Source organism: Streptomyces sp. NPDC015139, from assembly GCF_043079785.1.
Lineage (GTDB): Bacteria > Actinomycetota > Actinomycetes > Streptomycetales > Streptomycetaceae > Streptomyces > Streptomyces albidocamelliae.
Map to the genome: position 1 here is coordinate 355,705 of NZ_JBIBUW010000001.1, position 23,052 is coordinate 378,756.

At 74.0% G+C, this 23,052-nt stretch carries 20 protein-coding genes and 1 pseudogene; 11 read left to right on the forward strand and 10 right to left on the reverse strand.

The window, feature by feature from the left end:
• The first annotated feature begins 42 nt into the window (after nt 1-42).
• The 5 genes from ACF08B_RS01655 to ACF08B_RS01675 all read left to right on the forward strand — a co-directional run bounded on the left by ACF08B_RS01655 (nt 43) and on the right by ACF08B_RS01675 (nt 4,595).
• Nucleotides 43-1,062 (forward strand): transporter substrate-binding domain-containing protein, encoded by a 1,020-nt coding sequence (locus ACF08B_RS01655; RefSeq protein WP_392315527.1) that lies wholly within the window; start codon nt 43-45, stop codon nt 1,060-1,062.
• A 52-nt stretch (nt 1,063-1,114) separates the two neighbouring features.
• Entirely contained in the window at nt 1,115-1,741 is a 627-nt protein-coding gene (locus tag ACF08B_RS01660; RefSeq protein WP_392315528.1) for a GNAT family N-acetyltransferase, read from the forward strand.
• Nucleotides 1,742-1,791: 50 nt separating this feature from the next.
• Complete coding sequence (locus ACF08B_RS01665; protein WP_371129948.1) at nt 1,792-1,857, forward strand: putative leader peptide; 66 nt, start codon at nt 1,792-1,794, stop codon at nt 1,855-1,857.
• A gap of 126 nt (nt 1,858-1,983) precedes the next feature.
• On the forward strand, nt 1,984-3,192 hold the full coding sequence (locus ACF08B_RS01670) for an LLM class flavin-dependent oxidoreductase (RefSeq protein WP_392315529.1): 1,209 nt from the start codon (nt 1,984-1,986) through the stop codon (nt 3,190-3,192).
• Between the two features lie 26 nt (nt 3,193-3,218).
• Nucleotides 3,219-4,595: an NtaA/DmoA family FMN-dependent monooxygenase gene (locus ACF08B_RS01675; protein WP_392315530.1), complete on the forward strand. Its 1,377-nt coding sequence runs from the start codon at nt 3,219-3,221 to the stop codon at nt 4,593-4,595.
• Nucleotides 4,596-4,702: 107 nt separating this feature from the next.
• Here the strand turns inward: ACF08B_RS01675 and ACF08B_RS01680 are convergent, their stop codons facing one another.
• Nucleotides 4,703-5,788, reverse strand: coding sequence for a M12 family metallopeptidase (locus ACF08B_RS01680; RefSeq protein WP_392315531.1), 1,086 nt, complete (start codon nt 5,786-5,788; stop codon nt 4,703-4,705).
• Nucleotides 5,789-5,883: 95 nt separating this feature from the next.
• Here ACF08B_RS01680 and ACF08B_RS01685 point away from each other — a divergent pair, with 95 nt between their 5' ends.
• Nucleotides 5,884-7,644 (forward strand): LuxR C-terminal-related transcriptional regulator, encoded by a 1,761-nt coding sequence (locus ACF08B_RS01685; protein WP_392315532.1) that lies wholly within the window; start codon nt 5,884-5,886, stop codon nt 7,642-7,644.
• A 35-nt stretch (nt 7,645-7,679) separates the two neighbouring features.
• Here ACF08B_RS01685 and ACF08B_RS01690 read toward each other — a convergent pair whose 3' ends face one another.
• Entirely contained in the window at nt 7,680-10,292 is a 2,613-nt protein-coding gene (locus ACF08B_RS01690; RefSeq protein ID WP_392315533.1) for a CHAT domain-containing protein, read from the reverse strand.
• 76 nt (nt 10,293-10,368) lie between these two features.
• On the opposite strand from ACF08B_RS01690, the gene ACF08B_RS01695 reads away from it, so the two are divergent.
• The 3 genes from ACF08B_RS01695 to ACF08B_RS01705 are packed head-to-tail and all read left to right on the forward strand — an operon-like array spanning nt 10,369 to nt 12,910.
• On the forward strand, nt 10,369-11,793 hold the full coding sequence (locus ACF08B_RS01695; protein WP_392315534.1) for a S8/S53 family peptidase: 1,425 nt from the start codon (nt 10,369-10,371) through the stop codon (nt 11,791-11,793).
• Entirely contained in the window at nt 11,790-12,428 is a 639-nt protein-coding gene (locus ACF08B_RS01700) for an RNA polymerase sigma factor (protein WP_392315535.1), read from the forward strand. Before ACF08B_RS01695 ends, ACF08B_RS01700 begins: the two co-directional genes overlap by 4 nt.
• Entirely contained in the window at nt 12,425-12,910 is a 486-nt protein-coding gene (locus ACF08B_RS01705; RefSeq protein WP_392315536.1) for a hypothetical protein, read from the forward strand. Before ACF08B_RS01700 ends, ACF08B_RS01705 begins: the two co-directional genes overlap by 4 nt.
• A 27-nt stretch (nt 12,911-12,937) precedes the next feature.
• Here the strand turns inward: ACF08B_RS01705 and ACF08B_RS01710 are convergent, their stop codons facing one another.
• The 4 genes and pseudogenes from ACF08B_RS01710 to ACF08B_RS01725 all read right to left on the reverse strand — a co-directional run bounded on the left by ACF08B_RS01710 (nt 12,938) and on the right by ACF08B_RS01725 (nt 17,671).
• Nucleotides 12,938-14,194 (reverse strand): cytochrome P450, encoded by a 1,257-nt coding sequence (locus ACF08B_RS01710; protein ID WP_392315537.1) that lies wholly within the window; start codon nt 14,192-14,194, stop codon nt 12,938-12,940.
• A 100-nt stretch (nt 14,195-14,294) separates the two neighbouring features.
• Nucleotides 14,295-15,086, reverse strand: coding sequence for an N-formylglutamate amidohydrolase (locus tag ACF08B_RS01715; protein WP_392315538.1), 792 nt, complete (start codon nt 15,084-15,086; stop codon nt 14,295-14,297).
• 96 nt (nt 15,087-15,182) lie between these two features.
• Nucleotides 15,183-15,323: pseudogene (locus ACF08B_RS01720) on the reverse strand (homoserine O-acetyltransferase); the annotation flags it as partial.
• Between the two features lie 128 nt (nt 15,324-15,451).
• On the reverse strand, nt 15,452-17,671 hold the full coding sequence (locus tag ACF08B_RS01725; RefSeq protein ID WP_392315539.1) for an NADP-dependent isocitrate dehydrogenase: 2,220 nt from the start codon (nt 17,669-17,671) through the stop codon (nt 15,452-15,454).
• A gap of 219 nt (nt 17,672-17,890) precedes the next feature.
• Between ACF08B_RS01725 and ACF08B_RS01730 the strand changes: the two genes are divergently transcribed.
• Nucleotides 17,891-19,444, forward strand: a complete 1,554-nt coding sequence (locus ACF08B_RS01730) for a M1 family metallopeptidase (protein ID WP_392315540.1) — start codon at nt 17,891-17,893, stop codon at nt 19,442-19,444.
• Here the strand turns inward: ACF08B_RS01730 and ACF08B_RS01735 are convergent, their stop codons facing one another.
• The 4 genes from ACF08B_RS01735 to ACF08B_RS01750 all read right to left on the reverse strand — a co-directional run bounded on the left by ACF08B_RS01735 (nt 19,445) and on the right by ACF08B_RS01750 (nt 21,590).
• Nucleotides 19,445-19,858 carry a DUF4186 domain-containing protein gene (locus tag ACF08B_RS01735; protein WP_392315541.1) on the reverse strand — a complete coding sequence of 138 codons (414 nt, stop codon included), beginning with the start codon at nt 19,856-19,858 and terminating at the stop codon, nt 19,445-19,447.
• 16 nt (nt 19,859-19,874) lie between these two features.
• A complete protein-coding gene (locus ACF08B_RS01740) occupies nt 19,875-20,186 on the reverse strand; it encodes an SHOCT domain-containing protein (RefSeq protein WP_392315542.1) in 312 nt (103 codons plus the stop codon).
• A gap of 68 nt (nt 20,187-20,254) precedes the next feature.
• The gene (locus tag ACF08B_RS01745; protein WP_392315543.1) at nt 20,255-20,713 is read right to left on the reverse strand and encodes a DUF6325 family protein; all 459 of its coding nucleotides are present in this window, start codon (nt 20,711-20,713) and stop codon (nt 20,255-20,257) included.
• 145 nt (nt 20,714-20,858) lie between these two features.
• Entirely contained in the window at nt 20,859-21,590 is a 732-nt protein-coding gene (locus ACF08B_RS01750; protein WP_392316017.1) for a GAP family protein, read from the reverse strand.
• Nucleotides 21,591-21,819: 229 nt separating this feature from the next.
• Between ACF08B_RS01750 and ACF08B_RS01755 the strand changes: the two genes are divergently transcribed.
• A complete protein-coding gene (locus ACF08B_RS01755; RefSeq protein ID WP_392315544.1) occupies nt 21,820-22,698 on the forward strand; it encodes a YhjD/YihY/BrkB family envelope integrity protein in 879 nt (292 codons plus the stop codon).
• Nucleotides 22,699-23,052: the final 354 nt, after the last annotated feature.

Genomic DNA, 23,052 nt, shown 5'->3' on the forward strand with positions numbered 1-23,052 from the left:
CCACCAAACCTCCCTCGACAGCGAGACAAGGACAGCCACGCCATGCCCAGCCACATCTCCCTACGCAGCCTGATACGCGGCATCACCGCGGCGACCGCCGTCGCCACCCTCGCCACCGGGCTCACCGCCTGCGGGGGCGACAGCGAGGCGGCCGCCCGGACCGAGACCACCGGAACGGTCACCGTGGGGCAGCTGTCCAACGGAGCCGCCGAGGAGACCGAACTGAAGGTCTCCGAGGTGAAGTCGATCAGCGCCGAACTTCCCGCCGCCGTCCGCAGGCGCGGCAGGCTCGTCATCGGCGTCGGGGCCCTGCCGTCGGGGTCCGCGCCCCTGAACTTCGTGGGCAGCGACCAGAAGACGCTCACCGGCTCCGAGCCCGACTTCGGCCGCCTGGTGGCCGCCGTCCTCGGCCTCAGGCCCGAGATCAGGAACTCCACCTGGGAGAACCTCTTCGTCGGCGTCGACAGCGGCAAGGTCGACGTGGCCTTCTCCAACGTGACCGACACCGAGGAGCGCAAGAAGAAGTACGAGTTCGCCTCCTACCGTCAGGACAACCTGGCCTTCGAGGTACTGAAGAAGAACACCTGGAAGTTCGACGGCGGCTACGAGAGCCTCGCGGACAAGACGGTCTCCGTGGGCTCCGGCACCAATCAGGAGAAGATCCTCCTGGAGTGGAAGGCCAAGCTGGCCAAGGAGGGCAAGAAGCTCACCGTCAAGTACTTCCCCGACCAGAACTCCATCAACCTGGCGCTCGGCAGCGGCAGGATCGACGCCTTCTTCGGCCCGAACCCCAGCGTCGCCTACCGGGCCCGGCAGACCGCCGACACACCCAACCCCACCCGCAACGCGGGCACATTCTCCGGGGCCGGCGAGACGCTCCAGGGACTGATCGCCGCGACCGCCAAGAAGGACAGCGGTCTCGCCGAGCCGCTCGCCGACGCCATCAACTACCTCATCGAGCACGGGCAGTACGCCAAGTGGCTGGCCGCCTACAACCTCTCCAACGAGGCCGTGGCCAAGTCGGAGGTCAACCCGCCCGGCCTGCCCCTGGACAACTCCTGACGGTCCAGCCGCCCCGACCAGTGACACCGAGCCGAGAAGGGACTCCGCCTCCGTGGCCCCAACGCCCGACCTCCGCGCAGGCGGAGCCCCCGCCCCGGCCGTCCTCGACAACGCGGTCTGGGCCGCTCTCGACGGCCCGCACGCCCACCTCGCCGAACGCGTGGGCCGCGCCGCCCGCTACCTGCCCGGGACCTACGACTTCGCCGCCCTCGCCGACCCGGCCGCCGCGGACGTCCCCGAGATCCTCGACCTGGTCGCCCGGAGCCGCCCCGGCCCGTTCCTGAACCGGACCGTCGACATGGGGACCTACCTCGGCATCCGGAACGAGGGCCGGCTGATCGCCCTCGCGGGGGAGCGGCTGCGGCTCCCCGGCCGGACGGAGATCAGCGCCGTCCGCACCGACCCCGGGCACCGCGGCCGGGGCCTGGCCACCCGGCTGGTGCGCGCGGTCGCCGCGGGCATCCGGGACCGCGGGGACACCCCGTTCCTGCACGCGGCCGCGGACAACCGCCGGGCGATCCGGCTCTACGAGTCGATCGGGTTCACGTTCCGCCGCCGCTCACGGATCGTCCAGGTCCGCACACCGGGAACACCCGGCGCCGGCCGGGCGTTGTGCGTCGTGAGGGGATCCGCCCGGCGGTCGCCGACCAGGCCCGCCGCGCCCGACGGACGGAGGTGACGGCCGTGACCCGCGTACTCCCGCCGTGCGTTGCGCACCCGTACCGCTCCGTGCGTCTGCACTCCCGGCCGCACATAGACCTCCAGCGCGTGTCCGCCGCGCTCTGTCGCCGCTGACCTCCTCTCCCTCTCCTCCCTTCTCTCCCCGGCACCGCGCCCGGGTCTCCTGCCGCCGCGCTCGCCGTCGCCGACGCCCGCCCGGTGAGCCGGCCCTGTCGTACGGACATCAAGGAAGGCACCGACGTGTCCTCAACTCCCGCTTTCCCGCTGCATCTCGCCGTCGCCCTGGACGGCACCGGCTGGCATCCGGCGTCCTGGCGCGAACCGGTCGCCCGCCCCCGGGACCTGTTCACCGCCGGCTACTGGGCCGACCTGGTCGCCGAGGCCGAACGCGGCCTGCTCGACTTCGTCACCATCGAGGACGGCCTCGGCCCGCAGTCCTCGCGCTTCCTCCAGCCGGACGACCGCACCGACCAGGTGCGAGGCCGGCTCGACGCGGTCCTCGTCGCCTCCCGCGTCGCCCCGCTCACCCGGCACATAGGTCTCGTCCCGACCGTCGTGGCCACGCACACCGAGCCGTTCCACATCTCCAAGGCGATCGCCACCCTGGACTACGTCAGCACCGGACGCGCCGGCCTGCGGGTACAGATCACCGCCCGCCCCGACGAGGCCGCCCACTTCGGCCGCCGCACGATCGAGCCCGTCGACGCCTACGACAGCCCGGCCGCCCGGGACCAGGTCGCCGCGCTGTTCGAGGAGGCCACCGACCACGTGGAGGCCGTGCGCCGGCTCTGGGACAGCTGGGAGGACGACGCCGAGATCCGCGACGCCGCCACCGGCCGGTTCATCGATCGCGACAAGCTGCACTACATCGACTTCCAGGGCCGCTTCTTCAGCGTGAAGGGCCCCTCCATCACACCCCGGCCACCGCAGGGCCAGCCGCTGGTCACCGCCCTCGCCCACCGGACCGTCCCGTACCGGCTGGTGGCCCGGCAGGCCGACGTCGGCTACGTCACCCCGCACGACACGGACCAGGCCCGTGCGATCGTCACGGAGATCCGTGCCGAGCAGGAGGCCGCGGGCCGCGCCGGGGAGACCCTGCACGTCTTCGGTGACCTCGTGGTGTTCCTCGACGACACCCGGGCGGAGGCGCAGGCCCGCCGGGAGCGCCTCGACACCCTCGCGGGCGAGCCGTACACCAGCGACGCCCGGATCTTCACCGGCACCGCCGCCCAACTGGCCGACCTGCTGGAGGAGCTGGCGTCGGCGGGGCTGACCGGCTTCCGCCTGCGGCCCGCCGTCGCGGGCCACGACCTGCCCCGGATCAGCCGGGACCTGGTGCCCGAACTCCAGCGCCGCGACCGCTTCCGCAAGGCCTACGAGGCCGGCACCCTGCGCGGCCTCCTCGGCCTCGCCCGCCCCGCCAACCGCTACGCAGCCGCATCGGCCTGAGCGGCCGGAGAGGACCACCCCACCCCATGAGCAAGCCGCTGAAGCAGATACACCTGGCCGCGCACTTCCCGGGCGTCAACAACACCACCGTGTGGAGCGACCCGGCCGCCGGCAGCCACATCGAGTTCGACTCCTTCGTGCGCTTCGCCCGCACCGCCGAACGCGCCAAGTTCGACTTCCTGTTCCTCGCCGAGGGCCTGCGCCTGCGCGAACAGGGGGGCAGCATCTACGACCTGGACGTCGTCGGCCGCCCCGACACCTTCACCGTGCTGGCCGCGCTGGCCGCCGTCACCGACCGGCTCGGCCTGACCGGCACCATCAACTCCACGTTCAACGAGCCGTACGAGGTGGCCCGCCAGTTCGCGAGCCTCGACCACCTCTCCGACGGCCGCTCCGCGTGGAACGTCGTCACGTCCTGGGACGCCTTCACCGGCGAGAACTTCCGCCGCGGCGGATTCCTGCCGCAGGACGAGCGCTACTCCCGCGCCAAGGAGTTCCTCACCACCGCCCAGGAGCTCTTCGACTCCTGGCACGGCGACGAGATCCTCGCGGACCGGGCCACCGGCACCTTCCTGCGGGACGCCAAGGCCGGCGCGTTCGTGCACCAGGGGCAGCACTTCGACATCCACGGCCGGTTCAACGTCCCGCGCTCCCCGCAGGGCCGTCCGGTGATCTTCCAGGCCGGGGACTCCGACGAGGGCCGCGAGTTCGCCGCCTCCGACGCGGACGCGATCTTCAGCCGGTACGCCACGCTGAAGGAGGGCCAGGCCTTCTACGCGGACGTCAAGTCCCGCCTCGCCAGGTACGGGCGCCGCCCCGACCAGCTGCTGATCCTGCCCGCAGCGACCTTCGTCCTCGGCGACACCGACCAGGAGGCCGCCGAACTCGCCCGCGAGGTGCGCCGGCAGCAGGTCAGCGGGGCCACCGCCATCAAGCACCTGGAGTTCGTCTGGAACCGGGACCTGTCGTCGTACGACCCGGAGGGCCCGCTGCCCGACGTCGATCCGGTGGTGGGCGAGGAGCACATCTCCCGGGGCCGCGCCCAGGTGCGGATGTACCGCGACCCGATCGCCGTCGCCCGCGAGTGGCGGCAGCTCGCCGAGGCCAACAAGTGGTCGATCCGCGATCTGGTCATCAACACGGGCAACCGGCAGACGTTCGTCGGCGCACCGGCGACCGTCGCGCGGAGCATCAACGACTTCGTGCAGGCCGACGCCTCCGACGGTTTCATCCTCGTCCCGCACATCACCCCGGGCGGCCTCGACCCGTTCGCCGACAAGGTGGTTCCGCTCCTCCAGGAGCAGGGTGTCTTCCGCACCGACTACGCGGGCACGACCCTCCGCGACCACCTGGGCCTGGACCACCCGGACACGGGCTCCCCGGCCGGCCGGCTCGCGTCCTGACCCACGCCCCGCACGACGGCGTGGCCGCGGACGTCACCTCCCCCGTGGGTGACGTCCGCGACCGCTCCCCGGCGCCGGACCCTGGTTCCCCCCTCGGCCCGCCCCCCTCACCAGCACATGACCGCGGTCTCTCCCGCACCCCAGCCGGAGTACAGGCGGACCCGGACGAAGTAGCGGCGGCCCCTGACGAGCCGTACCCCGACAACGGCGTTGTCCGGGCCGCCGCCGTCGTCGTGCCCCGCGAGATAGCGCGCTTCCCCGTCACGCTCCTCGAAGACCACGAGCACGGTGTCGGCGTCGCCGAAGGTGCCCACGGTGTAGTCGCGGGTCTCCGGCGGTTCGACGACGAAGTCGGCCTGCTCCGCCGGGCCGAGACCCAGCGGCACCGACCGGAACGGCACCAGCGGGGCCGGGCCGGCCGGCTCCGCGGGCGGGTACCAGCGCAGCACCAGCTCCTTGTCGGCCGGCGACGGTGTGCCGGACGGACGCAGCCCCCCTCGGTACTGCTCCGGCTCCAGCACGAGCCCCGGCCCGAAGGGCAGCGCCATCACCGACTGCGGGTCCCACACCGAGCCGCTCGCCTCGCCGGCGTCCAGCGTCCGCAGCACGTTCGCGTACGTCGTCCGCCGGCTCCAGAAGTTCGGCGGACCCGCCAGCTCGGCGTACACGGCCTCGTCGTCCCAGTGGAGTTCGGCGAACGGGCTCTGGTGCTCGTGCACCAGACCGAGCGCGTGCCCGATCTGGTGCAGGACGGTCCCGTGTTCCCCCGGCGCGGTCACGTCCCAGCCGAGGTTCATGGTGCGCTCGCCACGGCCGACCGACAGGGCCCCCCGCCCCACCGCCGACCAGGAACCCGCACCGGCCTGGAAGCCGATCCGCAGTTCCGCCTCCCGCCGGTCGCCGACCTCGGCGAAGGTCACGCCGATACCGAGGCCCTGCCACTCGCGGAAGCACTCGCGCACCACGTCCCGCTGCCCCGCGCCGCCGTCCCACGGCACCCGGCGCAGTTCGGCGGTCCCGGGAACCGGGATCACCGAGGCGTCGGCAGCGGTGTCGAGGAAGCAGTAGTGCAGGACCGTGCCGTTGACCCACATCCGCCGCCCGGCGAGCAGCGCGCCCAGCCGCTCGGCCGTCAGCCCCGCCGCGAAGGACGGGGCCGGCTGCCGCGGTAGCGAGCAGAGGCGTCGGGTCATGCGGCAAGACTGCCCGCCCACCGGTACCGGGCGCCTGAGTCGGGGGCTACTCAAGTCCCCCTGTATCAGAACCGAGTACGGGCGCTCCTGATGAGGTGAGGACTTTCGAGCAGGACGCGCGGACGCCCGAGACGCCCTGGCCGTTCACCGGCCGCGAGGACGAACTGGAGCTGGTGCGCGGGGCGTCGGCGGGTGGACGGCACGGGATCGTGGTGACCGGGCCGCCGGGCCACGGCAAGACCCGGCTGATCGAGGAAGCGCTGCGGGGCACGGACCACCTCCGGGTGACCGGCACGCCCGAGGCAGGGGAACTGCCCTTCGCCGCGTTCGCGCACCTGCTGCCCGACACCGTCTCCCCGCACCGCGCGGTCCAGCTCCTGTCCGGCGTACGGCTGCTCGTCGTGGACGACGCCCACCTGCTCGACGAGGCCTCCGCCGCCGTCGTCCACCAGCTCGCCGTGCACGGGCGCACCCGGCTGGTCGTGGCCGCCGTCGACGACACGGCCGCACCGGCCGCGGTGTCCCGGCTGTGGACCGGGGAGCTGCTGCCCCGGCTGGCCCTCGCCCCGCTGCCCCGCGAGGACACCGCCAGGCTGCTCGCCGGAACCGGACTGGAACCCCTCACGGTGGGCCGGCTGCACCGCGTGTGCCGGGGCGATCTGCGCCTGCTGCGCGACCTGGTGGCCGCGCTCGACACCGCCGGACGGCTGGTCCCCGTGCCGGGCACCGGTGAGCGGGCCTGGCGGGGCGCGCTGCCGGTCACCCAGGCCGTGCGCGAGCGCCTGGCACCGATCCTGGAGCGCCCCGGACCCGGCGACCTCGACACCCTGGAACGCCTCGCCTTCGCCGAACCCCTGCCGCTGCCCCTGGACGACCTCGACCTGGACGTCCTCGAACGACTGGAGGCGGACGCACTGATCGAGGCCGGCGACGACGGCGCCGTCACGCTCGCCCACCCCCTGCACGGCCCGGCCCTGCGTGCCTCGGCCGGCCGGCTCCGGGCCCGCCGGCTGTCCCGCGGTGCGGAGGGGTACGGCAGCGCCCTCGACGCCGAACAGCGCACGCTCGTACGGCGGATCCGGGAGCTGGACGTCCGGCCGGTGCCCGCGCCGGTGGGGGAGTGGCTGGTGGCGGAGGGTGCCCGGCTCCCGGCCGGGTACGCCGCCGTACGGGCCCGGTACGCGCGTCTGGGCGGGGCGGTGCGGGAGGCGGCGGCCTGGGCCCGCGAGGGGCTGCGCCGGACGTCGGACGATGCCGGCTGTCTTGAGGAACTGCGCCTCGCCGAACAGGATTTGACGGACGCGGCGGTCGAGGGCGCGGGCCGGAGCGGAACCTGCGACCCGGACGAGAGCGACGTGTACGCGCCGTACGAGGCCGTACGCCTCGGTGAACCCGGGCCGGCCGCCGGACGGTTGCCGGACGGCAGTGTCCTCGCCCGGCACGCCGAAGCACTCGCCCGCGGGGACGGGCCCGCGCTGGACCGGGCCGCCGGGGCGCTGCGGGAGCGCGGGTTCCTGCTGTTCGCGGCGGAGGCGTACGCGCAGGCCGTGCGGGCGCATCGCGATCCGAGCGCCGCGCGGCTCTCACGCACGCGGGCGGTCGGGCTCGCCCGCCGCTGCGAGGGCGCCCGCACGCCGGCGCTGTCCGGACTCGTCCTCGGTGAACTCACCGTGCGGCAGCGCCAGATCGTCACCCTCGCCGCCGCGGGGCTGAGCAACCGGGAGATCGCGGAGCGGCTGACCCTGTCCGTGCGGACCGTGGGGAACCATCTGTACGGCGCGTACACGCGGCTCGGTTCGGGGGATCGGGGGGCGCTGCCCTGGCTGGTGGACGCGCCGGCCGCCAAGTCGGCGTAGGCGTCGGTGATCCCGCACGCCGCACCGGAGAACCCTCACGCCGCGCCGAACGCGGCGAAGGCCCAGCCCGTCGCCTGGTGGACCGCGTCGCCGGGGAGGGCGGCGCGGGCGTCACGCAGGGCCTCGGCCAGGGACAGGCCCGCTCCGAGGCCCTTGTGCAGGGCGAGCATCAGCGGCACCACCGCCGCGTCGTTGACCGGCGCGCTGCTCGCCACCACCCCGGCCGTGCCGAGCGGCAGCAACGCGGTGACCAGGCCGAGGAGTTCGTCCGCGCCGACCGAGGCCAGACGGGCCGTGTCGCAGCTGGAGAGGATGATCCGGTAGGGGCTGCGCGCGAGGCGCTCGAAGTCGTGCACGATCAGCGGACCGTCGGCCATGCGCAGCGCGGAGAACAGGGGACTGTCCGCGCGGAAGGTGCCGTGCGCCGCCAGGTGCGCGAGACCCGCGCCGTCGAGTTCCGCCAGCACCCGTGGCACCTGCGCCGCGTCGCCCTCCAGCACCGTCGCCCCGCCGTACCGGTCCGCCAGCTCCACCACCTCGGCGCCACCGGTCGCGAGACCCGGGCCGCGCACCAGCACCGCCCGGCCGTCCGGCGGCGGCTCCGTCTCCCGGGCGCGCAGCCAGCTGCCGGCCGACGGGGACACGCTGAGCACCCGGTCCCGCAGTGCGGGCAGCAGCGCCCACGGCACGCGGTGCAGAGCCCCCGGCGGCACGATCACCACGGGACCCGGCCCGAGGTGCGCCGCGGCCCCGCCCAGCAGCAGTTCCTGGAGGCGCGTTCCCGCCGCCTCCACGAGAGGGAGCCGCGCGTCCGCCCCGGGGTGCGCGAGCCGCCGCAGCCCGGCCTGCACGTACTCGGCCTCGGCGACCGCCTCCGCCAGCGGACCGCCGTCGAACCGCCGTACCCTGCCCTGCCCGCACAGCAGGACGTGCACCCGGCCGTCCACCACGGCCAGTTCCACCAGCCGGGCGTCATCGAGCCGGTCCAGCAGCCGGGCCACGTCGAAACGGTCCCCGCTGCCCGGCGCGGCCCCGCGCATGTGACGGGTGCGGGAGCGGATCTCCCGCTCCAGGCGCCGTTGTTCACGCTCCAGCGCGGGCACCGGACGGCCGTCCATCCGGGCGCCCTCCGCGCGGGCGGCGATCTCCCGGTACGCCGTCAGACCGCTCAGCAGCGCCGGATCCGCGGGCGGCCGGGTCGGCGGCGCCGACAGCACGGTCGCCCGCCAGCGCTCGCTCCACACCAGCAGCCGCCGCGGATCGCCCTGAGAGAGCCCCATCTCCTGGGCGAGCGCGGCGAGTTCGGCTCCCTGCGCGGTCGCGTGGGCCCGCAGCTCCGAGGCGCCCAGCGTCATCCGGTGGTCGTCGAGCACGTCCAGGCCGCGCCGGCAGGCCTCCAGCACCCCCCGCCGGGAACCGGCCGCCCGCGCCCTGAGCGCCTGCGCCGCCCAGCCGGTCACCCGGGCCGTCGGCGGGCCGCCGTGCCGGCTGCGCGCGGCCACCGACAGGTGCCGTTCCGCGTCCTCCGTCCAGCCGAGCGCCAGCGCGATCCGGCCCGCCAGCAGGGACGCCTCGGGCGCGGCGGGCGAGCCGTAGGAGGCCAGCCGCTCGGCGACCGCCGCCGCGTCCGCGACCATGCGCCCCGACCGGCGCCCGGCCGCCACCCGCGCCTCGATCAGCACCAGCCGCGCATGGGTCTCCCACCACATCCGCCGCTGTGCCGCGAACAGCCGCACGGCGACGGCGGCGCGCGCTATCGCGGTGTGCGCGTCCCCGGCCGATCGGGCGGCCCGGGCCGCGGCGAGCAGCAGCTCGGCCTTGCGGGTGGACTGGCCGCCGATCCGGTCCAGCAACGCCGTCGCCGCGTCCGCCTCGGCCAGCGCCTCCGGCGCGAGCCCCGCCGCCATCAGCACCTCGCAGCGCCGCTCGGACAGCATGTAGGTGGGCGTGCCGAGTTTCGCGTACCGCTCCTCGGCCTCGTCCAGCAGCCGCAGCGCCGCCGGGATGTCCCCGGACCGGAACGCGGCGAGCCCCCGGCTCTCCACGGCGTCCGCCTTGTCGTGCTCCTGACCGGTGGTGTCCCACAGCCGCTCCGCCGCCGTGAAGTCCGCGACCGCCCGGTCCACCGCGCCGAGCGCCAGATGCACGGTCGCCCGCAGGGTCAGCGCCCGCGCGGTCCAGATGTCGTCGCCGAGCTGGCGCAGCACGGGCAGGGCCCGCCGTACGTCCTCCAGCGCCTCCCGGTGGTGCCCCAGCACCCACCACACGTACGCCCGCCGGAACAGCACCCGGGCCCGGGTGTGCCCGGTGCCCCGTGCGACCCCCCGCTCGAAGGACGCGAGCCCCTGTCGCGTGCGCCCCGCGTGCACCAGTGCGACCCCCAGCGTCGCGAGCACATCGGCCTCCCGGTCGGCCGACTCCGCGCGCGCGGCCAGGTCCCGGGCCCGCCGCAGATGTCGCAGCGCGATGCGCAGGTCGCCGAAGTCCCGCTGCCAGATGCCCAGTACCTGATGGGCGACGCTGGCGTGCAGCGGTGGCGCGGCGGTGTCCAGCACCCGCTCGGCGCGCGCCCTGGCCTCGCCCGGGTCGGCGAACACCAGGGGCAGCAGTTCGAGGACCGACTCGCTTCCCGCCGTCACGCCTCGCATGGTAGTGGCCTGCTGTATCAATCGGCGGCCCCGCGACTCTCACTGTCGGACACCGCCTCGAGGGGGAGGACACGGCATGGCACCACAGCGATTCCACGAGCAGTTCGACCACATCCAGCGCTCGATGCCCGGCGTACGGCTGGCCCTGGGCCCGGACGAGGACGCCCACTACCTCTACGAGAAGGGTGTCGTCCTCACCCGGGACGGCGAGGAGGCCCGGATCGTCGAGGACATCGTGCGCGCCCACTTCACCGAGACCCGGGGGCTGTTGCCCGAGCACGTGCGCCGTACCGGCCCGGAGACCAACCGCACCGGAGTCACCCGCATCCGGGTGGGCGACCCGGCCGAGGGCGACGACCCCGTGCCGCATGCCCTGCGCGCCCTGCGCGAGGCGGAGGACCGCGGGGGCCGCCGGCTGGTCAGCCGCAACCACGTGGTGCACATCGCGGTCAACGCCTGCCCCGGCGACGAACCCGTGCCCGTCCCGCGCTCCGATCCCGCCAACCCCGGTGCCGCGGACGGCGTCCACGACCCGGAGACCGCCGTACGCGTCCTGGTGATCGACACCGGCCTCGTGCACGACCACCGCGCCTACCCGCTCCTCGCCCACACCACGGGCGACCCCCAGCTGACCGAGACCGACGGCGACGGCGTGCTCCACCAGTACGTCGGCCACGGCACGTTCATCGCCGGCGTCCTCGCGGCGGTCGCGCCCAACACCGACATCACCGTCCTGGGCACCCTGAACGACGCGGGTGCCGTCCTGGAGTCCGAGTTCGGGCACAAGCTCTTCGAGGCGGTGGACCGGGACGGCTGGCCCGATGTCATCAGCCTCTCCGCGGGCACGCCCACCGAGGGCACCGACGGACTGATCGGACTGGACGCCTTCATGCGGGAACTGCGCGAGCGGCACACGCTGCTGGTCGCCGCCGCCGGCAACAACGGCAGCGCCACCCCGTTCTGGCCCGCCGCCTACGCCTCCCTGCCCGAGTACGCGGACAGTGTGCTGTCGGTCGGGGCCCTGCGCGCGGACGGCACGGCCGAGGCGTGCTTCAGCAACCACGGGCCCTGGGTGCGCGCCTACGCCCCCGGGGAGCGCCTGACCAGCGCCCTCACCGGCTTCGACACCCCCGTCCCGTACCTCTACCAGCACTCGACCTACGACACCTGCCGCTACGGCCACGGCTACGCCTGCACCTGCCAGTTCCCGCGCCACACCGGCGTGTTGAGCGAAGGACGGGAGAACACCGGGGGCAAGCCGGACCAGGTGATGTTCGAGGGCCTCGCGCAGTGGAGCGGCACCTCCTTCGCGACCCCCGTCGTCGCCGGCCTGGTCGCGGCCCTCATGACGGCGCGCGGGCAGCGAGACCCGCGCACCGCGGGCGCCCGGCTGCTCGCGGACACCACCGACCGGGTCGACGTGCGCGGGGCGCACGTCCCGGCCCTCCGCCCGTCCACCTGGCGCCCCCTCGCGTCCCCGGCCCCCGCCCTGCCCGCATGACGGCCGGAACCCTCCGTTCCACGGCGTACGATGACCTCCCGTACACGAGGGGTGGAGCCGTGGACCGAACAGAGGTCGGCGCGCTGGTCCGGTCCGCCGTCGACGGGGACGCCGCGGCCTGGAAGGCGCTGGTGGAAGGGCTGAGCCCGCTGGTGTGGTCGGTGGTGCGCGCGCACCGGCTCTCGGACGCCGACGGGCACGAGGTCTACCAGACCGTGTGGTTCCGTTTCGCCCAGCACCTGGGCCGGATCCGGGAGCCCGACAAGGCCGGTTCCTGGCTGGCCAGTACGGCCCGCCACGAGTGCCTGAAGGTGCTCAAGGGACTGGCCCGGCTGACCGTGACCGACGATCCGCTGGTCCTGGACCGGGCCGGCGAGGTCCGGACACCGGAGCAGACGCTGATCGACGCCGAGGAGGCGGCGGACCGGGCCGAACGGGTCCGCCGGCTGTGGCAGGAGCTGGACCAACTGGGCGACCGCTGCCGTCAGTTGCTGCGGGTGCTGGTGGCCTCCCCGCCGCCCAGCTACGTGGAGATCTCGGCCGCGCTCGGTATCGCGGTCGGCAGTATCGGACCGCTGCGCCAGCGCTGCCTGCGCCGGCTGCGGGCCCGGATGGACGCACGGGGTGCGGCATGACCGGACAGGACGGGCACGGGACGCCTCAAGAGGGCTCCGGGGAGAGGGAGTTCGAGGACGCGCTGCTGGAGGAGGAGCTGCGGCAGGCGGCCGTCGTCCTGGACCCGGTGCCCGACGCCCTGCGCCGGCTCGCCGTGGACGCCTACGCCCTGCACGACCTCGACGCCCGGATCGCCGAGCTGACCTTCGACTCGCTCATGGACGCGCTGCCGGTGCGGGGCGTCACGGACGTGCCGCGGATGCTGACGTTCCGCGCGGGGGAGGTGACCGTCGACGTGGAGGTCACCGACGACGGCCTGATCGGCCAGGTGCTGCCGCCGCGGCCGGCGGACATCGAGGTGCTCGGCGGCCCGCAGACCGCGACCCGGGTCACGGTCGACACCCTCGGCCGGTTCACCAGCGACACCCCGCCGTCCGGACCGTTCGCCCTGCGGCTGCGCACGGACGCGGAGGTGATCGTCACGGAGTGGCTGCGGGCCTGACCGGGCGCGTCCGGCCGGCCCATCCGCTCACCAGGTGACCGGCAGCGTCCGCGGTCCCCGGATCATCGTCTTCTGCCGCCACCGCACCTGTTCCGGCGGTACGGCGAGCCGCAGCCCGGGCAGCCGGTCCAGCAGCGTGTCCACCAGCAGCTCGGTCTGGAGCCGGGCGAGGACCGCGCCGGTGCAGTAGTGCGGGCCGTTGCCGAACGCCAGGTGCGGGTTCGGGTCCCGGTCCGGATCGATACGTTCCGGGTCGGGGAAGACGGCCGGGTCGCGGTTGGCGGCGAGGTAGGAGACGTAGACCGGTTCGCCCGCGGCGATCAGCCGGCCGGCGACCTCGACGTCCTCCCGTGCGATCCGGGCGAGTCCGACGCTGCTGCGGTGGGGGATGTGGCGCAGCAACTCGTCCAGCACGGGGCCGCGTGCCTCGGGGCGCGTCCGCATCCGCTCCATCAGCTCCGGCCGGGTGAGCATCAGGTACAGCATCTGCCCGCAGTTGTGGGTGACGGCCTCGCCGCCGATCTGCAACGGCCCGGCGAGTCCGACGGCCTCCTCCTCGGCGATCTCCCCGCGCAGCACGGCACGGCCGAGCAGGGCGTACACGTCCTCGTCGGTGCTGTGGGCCCGGGCCCGCACGGTGGCGGCGATCCAGCCGTACAGGCCGGTCTTGGCCTGACCCGCGGCCTCGGGCCCACCGGAGGTGGAGATGATCTGCCGGGTCCAGGCGTGCACCCGCTCCCGGTCGGCGGCGGGCACGCCCATCACCTCGCTGACGATCGTGAGCGGGAACGGCTCCAGCACCCGCTCGACCAGGTCGGCGGGCGGGCCGTCCGCGACCACGCCGTCCACGAGCTCGTCCAGGACGGCCTGCGCCCGGGGCCGCAGCCGCCTGGCGGCGCTCACCGTGAAGGCGCCGGCGACGGCCTTGCGCAGCCGGTTGTGGTCGGGCTGGTCGGCCCAGGCCAGGGAGCCCGGACGGGGCGCGAAGTTCGGCGCCATCCGGGTGACCTGACGGCGGGTGACCTCGGCCCGGCCGAACCGCGGATCGTTCGTGATCAGCCGGACGTCGTCGTAGCGGGTCGCCAGCCACGCCCAGCCCTCCCCGTGCGGCAGGCGGATCCGGGTCAGCGGGTCCTCGCGCATGAAACCGGCGAGGACCGGGTCGAACGCCGTCCCGTCCAGGTCGCACGCGGGCCAGTCCCGTACGGGCGGCGGCGCGGCCGGTACCGGCTCCCGGTCCGGTTCCGGGGGCGGTCCGGTGAGCGTGGTCTCCACGGTCGTCATGCCATCCACCCTGCGCCGGGCCCCGCCCGCAGTCCTGCCGGAGTACTCCAGCCGGTGGGCCCGTCCGGGAGGGGGGCTCGGGCCGGGGCGGCCGGGTGGCTCAGACGGCGTCGACGAGTGCCGCCAGTGCCGTGGCGAGCCGTTCGAGCCCCGGCCCGGCCGGCCCGCCCGGCTCCGCCAGGTAGGTGTCCCGCCGGATCTCCACCATGAGCGCGCCGACCCGCGCGTCCAGGCCGTAGAACTCCAGCGGTACGTACGTCCCGGCGAACGGGCTGTCCAGTCCCGTCTCCCCGCATCCGGCGAAGGCCTTGCGCGCGGCCTCGGTCAGCTCGCCGGGGGTGTGGAAGGCGTCCGTGCCCAGGCACACCGGCGGCCGCGGTCCGGCCGCGTGCAGCTCGTAGGGCAGCGGCTCCGCCGGATACGAGTGCACGTCGACGATCACCGCCCGGCCGGTCGCGGCCAGCCGGTCCGCGACCGCCTCGGTCATGGCGCGCGCGTACGGCCGGAAGTACCGTTCCAGCAGCGGCCCGGGATCGGCGGTCGCGCTCCGCAGCTCGGCGCGGTGCGTGGTCCGCGTGTACACGGCGCCCATGCCCACGGCGAGCATCTCCTCCCGCTCGTCCGGGAACCGCTCCGGATCCACCACCAGCCGCGACAGCCGGTTCACGAACCGCCAGGGAGTGACCCCGGCCAGGGCCGCCGCCCGCTCGGCGAGCTCGGCGGTGTGGGCGTCCGTGATGTGGTCCAGCTCCCGTTCCAGCCCGGCGTCGTCCAGCACGATCCCGGCGCGGACGTCCGCCGGGACGGCCCGCGCCGAGTGCGGCACGTGCAGCAGCACCGGTGACTCGGCGGCGCCGGGAAGGAGTTCGAACGACGGGACGGTCCGGGTCACGGGCTGCTCCAGGGGGTGTCAGGGGCGTGGTGCACGATCAAGGTGACACATCGACGCCGGACGAGAGGGTGGCCCGCGAGAAAAGGGGCCGCTGATCGCGCCCGGAATCAGCGCGGCCGGTTCCCGCTGCCGGCCGAGGGGGCGGAGCCGGTCGGAGTCGACGCCGGCCACCGGGGTGGGCGCGGTCACCCGGGCGAGAGGGGCGCGTGTGCCGCCCCGGTCCCGGCCGACGTCGTGCTACGACATGCCGCCGCGATGCCCGCCACACACGACGCCGCCCCGGCCGGGAGTACCGGCCGGGGCGGCGGATCGTTCCACGCGAGCACGGCGGGAGCCACGAGGGCGGCCGCCGCAGGGCGCGGGGACTAGCTCAGCGACGCCAGCGTCTCGTTCCAGGTGGCCGACGGGCGCATGATCGCGTCCGCCTTGGCCTTGTCGACCTGGTAGTAGCCGCCGATGTCGGCCGGCCGGCCCTGGACCGCGTTCAGCTCCTCCACGATCGCCTGCTCGCCGGCCGCGAGGGCCTCGGCGAACGGCGCGAACGCCTTGGCCAGGTCGGCGTCGTCGGTCTGCTGGGCCAGCTCCTGCGCCCAGTACAGGGACAGGTAGAAGTGGCTTCCGCGGTTGTCGATGCCGCCGACGCGACGGGTCGGGGACTTGTCCTCGTTGAGGAAGGTCGCCGTGGCGCGGTCGAGGGTGTCGGCGAGGACCTTGGCGCGGGTGTTGCCCGTGGCCTCGGCGTACTGCTCGAAGGAGGGCACCAGGGCGAAGAACTCACCGAGGGAGTCCCAGCGCAGGTAGTTCTCCTTGACCAGCTGCTGGACGTGCTTCGGCGCGGAACCGCCGGCGCCCGTCTCGAACAGGCCGCCGCCCGCCATCAGCGGGACGACCGACAGCATCTTGGCGCTGGTGCCCAGCTCCAGGATCGGGAACAGGTCGGTCAGGTAGTCGCGCAGCACGTTGCCGGTGACCGAGATGGTGTTCTCGCCGCGGCGGATGCGCTCCACCGACAGCTTGGTGGCCTCGACGGGGGAGAGGATCCGGATGTCCAGGCCCTCGGTGTCGTGCTCCGCCAGGTACGCGCGGACCTTGGCGATCAGGTTGGCGTCGTGGGCGCGGCCCTCGTCCAGCCAGAACACCGCCGGGTCGCCGGTGGCGCGAGCGCGGGTGACGGCGAGCTTGACCCAGTCGCGGATCGGCGCGTCCTTGGTCTGGCAGGCGCGGAAGACGTCGCCCGCCGAGACGGCCTGCTCGATCAGGGCCTCGCCGGACGCGTCGACCACGCGGACGGTGCCGGTCACCGGGATCTCGAAGGTCTTGTCGTGGGAGCCGTACTCCTCGGCCTTCTGCGCCATCAGGCCGACGTTCGGCACGGTGCCCATGGTGGACGGGTCGAAGGCGCCGTTGGCCCGGCAGTCCTCGATCACGGCCTGGTAGACACCGGCGTAGGAGGAGTCCGGGATGACGGCGAGGGCGTCGTGCTCCTGGCCGTCCGGGCCCCACATGTGACCCGAGGTGCGGATCATCGCCGGCATGGAGGCGTCGATGATGACGTCCGACGGGACGTGCAGGTTGGTGATGCCCTTGTCGGAGTCGACCATGGCGAGCGCCGGGCCCTCGGCGATCTCGGCCTCGAAGGAGGACTTGATCTCGGCGCCCTCGGGCAGGCTCTCCAGGCCCTTGAGGATGCCGCCCAGACCGTCGTTGGGGGTGAGGCCGGCGGAGGCGAAGGTCTCGGCGTACTTCGCGAACGTCTTCGGGAAGAAGGCGCGCACCACGTGGCCGAAGATGATCGGGTCGGAGACCTTCATCATCGTGGCCTTCAGGTGCACGGAGAACAGGACGCCCTCCTCCTTGGCCCGGGCGACCTGCGCGGTCAGGAACTCGCGCAGCGCGGCGGTGCGCATCACGGAGGCGTCGACGACCTCGCCGGCGAGGACCGGTACCGACTCGCGCAGCACGGTGGTGGAGCCGTCGTCGCCGACCAGCTCGATGCGGAGCGCGCCGTCCTCGGCGATCACCACGGACTTCTCGGTTGAGCGGAAGTCGTCCACACCCATCGTCGCGACATCGGTCTTGGACTCGGAGGTCCAGGCGCCCATGCGGTGCGGGTGGGTCTTGGCGTAGTTCTTCACCGAGGCGGGGGCGCGGCGGTCGGAGTTGCCCTCACGCAGCACCGGGTTGACGGCGGAGCCCTTGACCTTGTCGTAGCGGGCGCGGATCTCGCGCTCCTCGTCGGTCTTCGGGTCGTCCGGGTAGTCCGGCAGCGCGTAGCCCTTGCCCTGGAGCTCGGCGACGGCGGCCTTCAGCTGCGGGATGGACGCCGAGATGTTCGGCAGCTTGATGATGTTGGCCGCGGGGGTCTTGGCCAGCTCGCCCAGCTCGCCCAGCGCGTCGGGGATGCGCTGGTCCTCGTTCAGGTACTCCGGGAAGACGGCGATGATGCGCCCGGCCAGCGAGATGTCCCGGGTGGTCACGGGCACACCGGCCTGCGAGGCGTACGCCTGGATCACCGGCAGGAACGAATGCGTCGCCAGGGCCGGGGCCTCGTCTGTGTAGGTGTAGATGATGGTCGAGTCAGTCACCGGGTGCTCCGCTCCACGTCTGCAACATTGCTCGACATCAAGATATCTCGTGACGGGTGCCGGCTCGACAGGGGTCCCGGCCGGAAAAATCGCGCCGCGCCGCCGCAACCGAATCCATGCTTCCGCGGTCATGACAAGCGATCACCCGCCGACCACGGGCGATCGACCACTCACCGGCGGCCGGACCTGACCCCCCGGCCGCCCGAGCGAAAGCGGACCATGAGATATCGCACCCGAGTGACGGCCCCCGCGGCCGCGCTGATGATCGGTACGGCGACCGCGCTGAGCCTGGACTCCCCGGCCCTGGCGGCCGGGCGCACGCGCACGGGGGAACCGGGCCCGGAGACCCTCGGCGACCCCGTCTTCCCGGCCCTCGGCAACGACGGCTACCGCGTGTCGTCGTACCACCTCGACCTGGCCTACGACCCCACGACCAAGCTGGTCGAGGCCACCGCCACCCTGCGGATCCGCACCGCGCGGGCGCTGAGCCGCTTCTCCCTGGACGCCCTCGGCCTGGACATACGCTCCCTGCGCGTCGCCGGCTGCGACGCCACCTGGGAGCAGGCGGACGAGAAGCTGCGGATCACCCCCGCCGGGCCGCTGCCCGCCGAGGCGTCCGTGACCGTCCGCGTCGGCTACTCCGCCGACCCGCGCCGCGCCCTCGCGCACACGGCGTGGGTGCCCACCCCGGACGGCTTCGCGATCTGCCCCCAGCCGAACTCCGCGCACACCGTCTTCCCGTGCAACGACCACCCTTCGGACAAGGCCGCCTTCTCCTTCCGCCTGACCGTCCCGAAGGGACTGCGCGCGGTCGCGAACGGCCTGCTCACCTGCACCGAGGACCTGGCGGACGACCGCACCGCGTACACGTACCGCTCGGCCTCCCCGATCGCCACCGAACTCGTCCAGATCACCGTCGGCGACTACGTCGTCAAGGACCGGGAGGGACCGCACGGTCTGCCCCTGCGCGACGTCGTCCCCACCGCCCGCGCCGCCGCCCTGGAGCCGGCTCTCGCCCTCACGCCCGGCCTGGTGGGCTGGCTGGAGGACCGCCTCGGCGCCTTCCCGTTCGAGACGTACGGCCTGCTGCCGTGCAACTCCGACGACCCGAAGGCCTTCGACTTCACCGGCCTGGAGACCCAGACCCTCACCCTGTACAAGCCGAACTTCCTGCTCCAGCCGGAGAAGAACATCGGCTCGCACATGATGCACGAGCTGGTCCACTCCTGGTTCGGGAACCTCGTCAGCCCCGCCACCTGGGCCGACCTCTGGCTGAACGAGGGCCACGCCGACTTCTACGGGCTGCTCTACCGCTACGAGCGCGGCTGGGCGGACTCCCTGGGCCTCACCAGCATGGAGGCCCGGATGAAGGACACCTACGCCCGCGGCGACCAGTGGCGTCACGACTCCGGCCCGGTGGCCGCCCCCGACGCGGTCAACCTCTTCGACAGCCAGCGCTACCTCGGCGGCGTCCTCGTCCTGTACGCCTTCCGGCAGCTCGTCGGCGACGACGTCTTCAGCGCCGTCGAGCGTGCCTTCCTGGAGCGCTTCCGCGGCTCGGCGGCGTCGACCGACGACTACATCGCCGTGGCCTCGGAGGTGTCCGGCCAGGACCAGTCCGGTTTCCTGCGGGACTGGCTGTTCGGGACGAAGACCCCGCGCATGCCCGGCCACCCCGACTGGACGGTGAACCCCGTCGCGCCGCCGTCGTCCTTCGCCGCACCGCACAGCAAGCGCGGCGGGCACTACCACGACAACTCGGCCACGCTCTGATCAGCCGTGGCGGGCGGGGCCGCCACCGGCCCCGCCCGCCATCTCGCGCTCGATCCACCGGCAGATGACGTCGACGACGTACACCAGCTCCGCCCGGGTCAGCTCCCGTCCCTTGGCGATGTGGTGCCAGCGCTCCAGACAGCCGCGGCAGCAGGTGGCGGTCGCGTGCTGGGCGACGAAGACCGGGTGCCCCCGGTACGGCGTCTGTTTGCCGTCGTTGCGCGGCTCGGCGGCCGCCAGCCGGGCGGTGACCAGGTCGTACGCGTGCCACCGGAGCGTCGCCGGCCCCTTCAGCCCGGCGGTCGCCCGTTCCGGTCCGCGCAGGTGGAAGCGGGCCCGGAACGGCTGCCGGGCCAGGGCGTCGAGCCGCCGGTCCAGGGCGTCCGGCGCACGGCGCCCGTCCTCGCCGGCCACCGGCCGCCCTCCCGGCTCACGCCAGCAGCCGGCGCTTCTGGTCCTCGAACTCCGCGTCCGTCAGGACACCCTGGGCCTTCAGATCGGCCAGCTGCTTGAGCTGCTCGATCTTGCCGGTCATCTCGTCGGCGGGGGCGGTCTGGGACGCGGGCGGCGGGGGCGGCGCCTGCGGCTGGGCGTACTGCTGCTGCGCGTACTGCTGTTGCTCCTGCTCGTAGTCCTGCTGCGCCCACCGGCCGGCCTGACGCCGCGAGACGCGGTTCGAGACGGCGGTGGCGGTTCCGGCGACCACGGCCGTGCGGGCGACACCCCGAAGCAGTCCGGGCATGTCGGTCACCTCCCAGGTGTCGGTGCGCCGTGCCGCCGCGACGGGCGGCCCGGCGGTCGGGATCGTTGTCAGGTCGCCGTGGAGCCGCCGGGCGGCACCGTCTCCTCCGTGGCGTCCAGCGCCGCCAGCAGGGCCTGCACCGGAATGCGGCCGCTCGCGACGAGCTGGGCCCCGCTGCGCCTGAGCGCCGCGGCCAGGGGAGCGGCCCACAGGTTCTCGTAGACGAGCACCGCGGCCGCGTTGCCGGGGTCGAGGGCGCCGGCGGCCTCCGCGAGGTCGGTCTCGTCCAGCACACCGGACGAGGCCCCCTCGAAGACGGAGAGGTCGATCTCGCCGCCGAGCTCCTTCCACTCCAGACCGACCACGGAGCCGTCGGTCTCCTTGCGGACGAAGGCGAGGTCGATGATCCGGACGATGCCACGCTCGGCGAGATCGACCAGCAGCGGGAACGCCTCGCCCGTCATCCGGTTGCCGGGGAACTCGATGACCAAGTAGTCGACGGGCCCCATGTCTTCGACGCTGTCCATGACCACTCCTTCGGAGCCGGATGCGGCCGGGACCGCCGCTCGGCTGCCCCCACGGGCAGTGTCCGCGGCCGACGGTCGCCATCCCCCCTGTTGCCCTACCAGTCCAGCATGCGGCGCAGGGCCCCGCACTCCGTGTCCGCGTCCGTCACGCGGTGAGCTGGAAGATGCTCTTGCCCACCAGCCAGAACCCGAGCACGAGGCAGATGGTCACCAGCGCCTGCTCCTTGTGCCCGTCCAGCCACGCGCGCAGGCGCAGCAGACGCGCCTTCGCCTTCGTCGGGCTGAACACCACGTAGAGCTCGACGGCGAGCAGGCTCGCGGTGGCGAGCAGACAGAACCCGAACAGGGCGAGCCAGGTCGCCGGGTGCGAGGCGTCGGCCTCCACCACGGTCGTCGCCCCCGCCGCCACCATGCCCCAGGGCTGCAGCAGCACGGCGAGTCCGGCGGCGGACCACACCGTGCTGCGGTCCATCCGGGAGCTCATGTCCGAGGCCCGCTCCCGTGCCGTGGACGGCGTGGCCACTGCGGAGGCCGGGTCCGGGCCGGCCCCGGGCGCGGATCCGTTCCCGCCGGCCCGGGTACGAGCGGCGGCGAGCCGGCGCCGGCGCCTGCGCTCGCCGTAGACGACGAGCGACACCCCGATGAGCAGCTTGGCCGCGAGGGCGGCCGTCGAGGGCGGGGACCTGGGCGGAGGCGGCTGCCCGCCGGTCAGGCCCAGGACGAGCGCGATGACCACGACGAAGCACGCCAGCCAGCCGAGGATGAACACCAGCCCTTTCCACACGCCGTTCGCCGACGCCACCACCAGCACGAACGCCATGAGGGGCAGCGGGTCGAGCGTGATGGCCAGGGAGATGAGCAGCAGGTCGAGCACCATGGCGACCCCATCGTGTCGGGACACCACGAGCGTAGGCGCGAGCCCCGGGGCCGACATCTCGTGACCGGCGCCGCCCCGTACCGGCCGGGGGAGGTCTCCGGGGTGCCGTCGGCCGCCTCGCCCCGCACTCTGGACGCAGCGAAGGGAGCGATGCCATGCCGAGCACGGGGCGGGTGCCGTCAGCGGACGGGCGCCCGGCGCACGGCCGCGCCGCGGCGCCGGAACCCCGATGACGGAGGGCGGCCGCACCCAGCGGCTCGTCGCCCGGGCGAAGGCGGCGCACCGGCGGGCGGAGACCCGGTTCCCGGTCGTCACGCACCTCGCCGACCGCATGGTGACGGTGAACATCTTCGACTCCGCCACCCGCATCGCCGCACAGTGCTTCCTGACCGCCGTCCCGCTGCTCTTCGTCGTGGCGGCCTACGCCCCCGAGGCGGTGCGCCGGCAGATGCTCGACTCCGTGAAGGCGGTGTTCGGGCTGACGGGCGCGGCGAGCAAGGAACTCGACCAGGTCTTCCAGCCGGCGGCGTCCGATCTCCAGCAGGCCACCGGGGTGGTGGGCGGGCTGATGGTGCTGCTGTCGGCCACCGCCGTCAGCCGGGCGATGCAACGCCTGTGCAAACGCGCGTGGGAGATCCCCCGGGCCGGGACGAGGATCGCCCCGTGGCGGTGGCTGGCCTGGCTGCTGCTGTGGATCTGCGTGCTGGTCCTCCAGGGACCGGTCCGTGACGGCTTCGGGGTGGGCGCCTGGCTGGGCACCCCGCTCGCGTTCGTGACCCAGGTGGGCCTGTGGTGGTGGACCCAGCACCTGCTGCTCGGCGGCCTGGTCGGCTGGAAGCCCCTGCTGCCCGGCTCCGCCCTCGCGGCCGCCGCCCTCACCGCCCTGGCGATCTCCGCGCACCTGTACATGCCGAAGGCTCTGAACCGGGCACTCGCCGAGTACGGTCCGGTCGGTTCCGTGTTCGTGCTGCTGTCCTGGCTGATCGTGGTCTGCGTCGCCGCCACCGTCAGTGTCAGCGTGGGCGCGGTCCTCGCGCAGGAACCCTTCCTCGCCCGGCGTCTGGACAGCCCGCCGCCGCAGCGGGACCGCGAGCCGCCGGGAACGTGAGCCCGCCCTCGCGGAGGGGCCGGATCGCCCGTCCGGGTCTTCCCAGCGCGCGGAACGCGGACAGGGCTGACGGAATGGGAGTGTTCCAGGCAGCCACCGCGCCGGGAGGCCCCCGTGACCGAACCGCCCGAGCCCTCCGCACCGGACCCCGAGCCGTCGGGATCCGAGCCGCCGACGCCGAAGCAGGGGCCTTCGCGGTCGCAGCGGGAGTCTTCGGCGTCAGGGCCGGGGTCCGGGCCGTCGTCGGGGCCCGAGCCGCCCGGCTCGGGGTCTGGGCCGTCGGAGCCCGGGCCGTCGGTGTCGGAGCCGGGGTCGTCGGCGGCCGGGACGGAGTCCTCCGGGGCGACGTCGGGA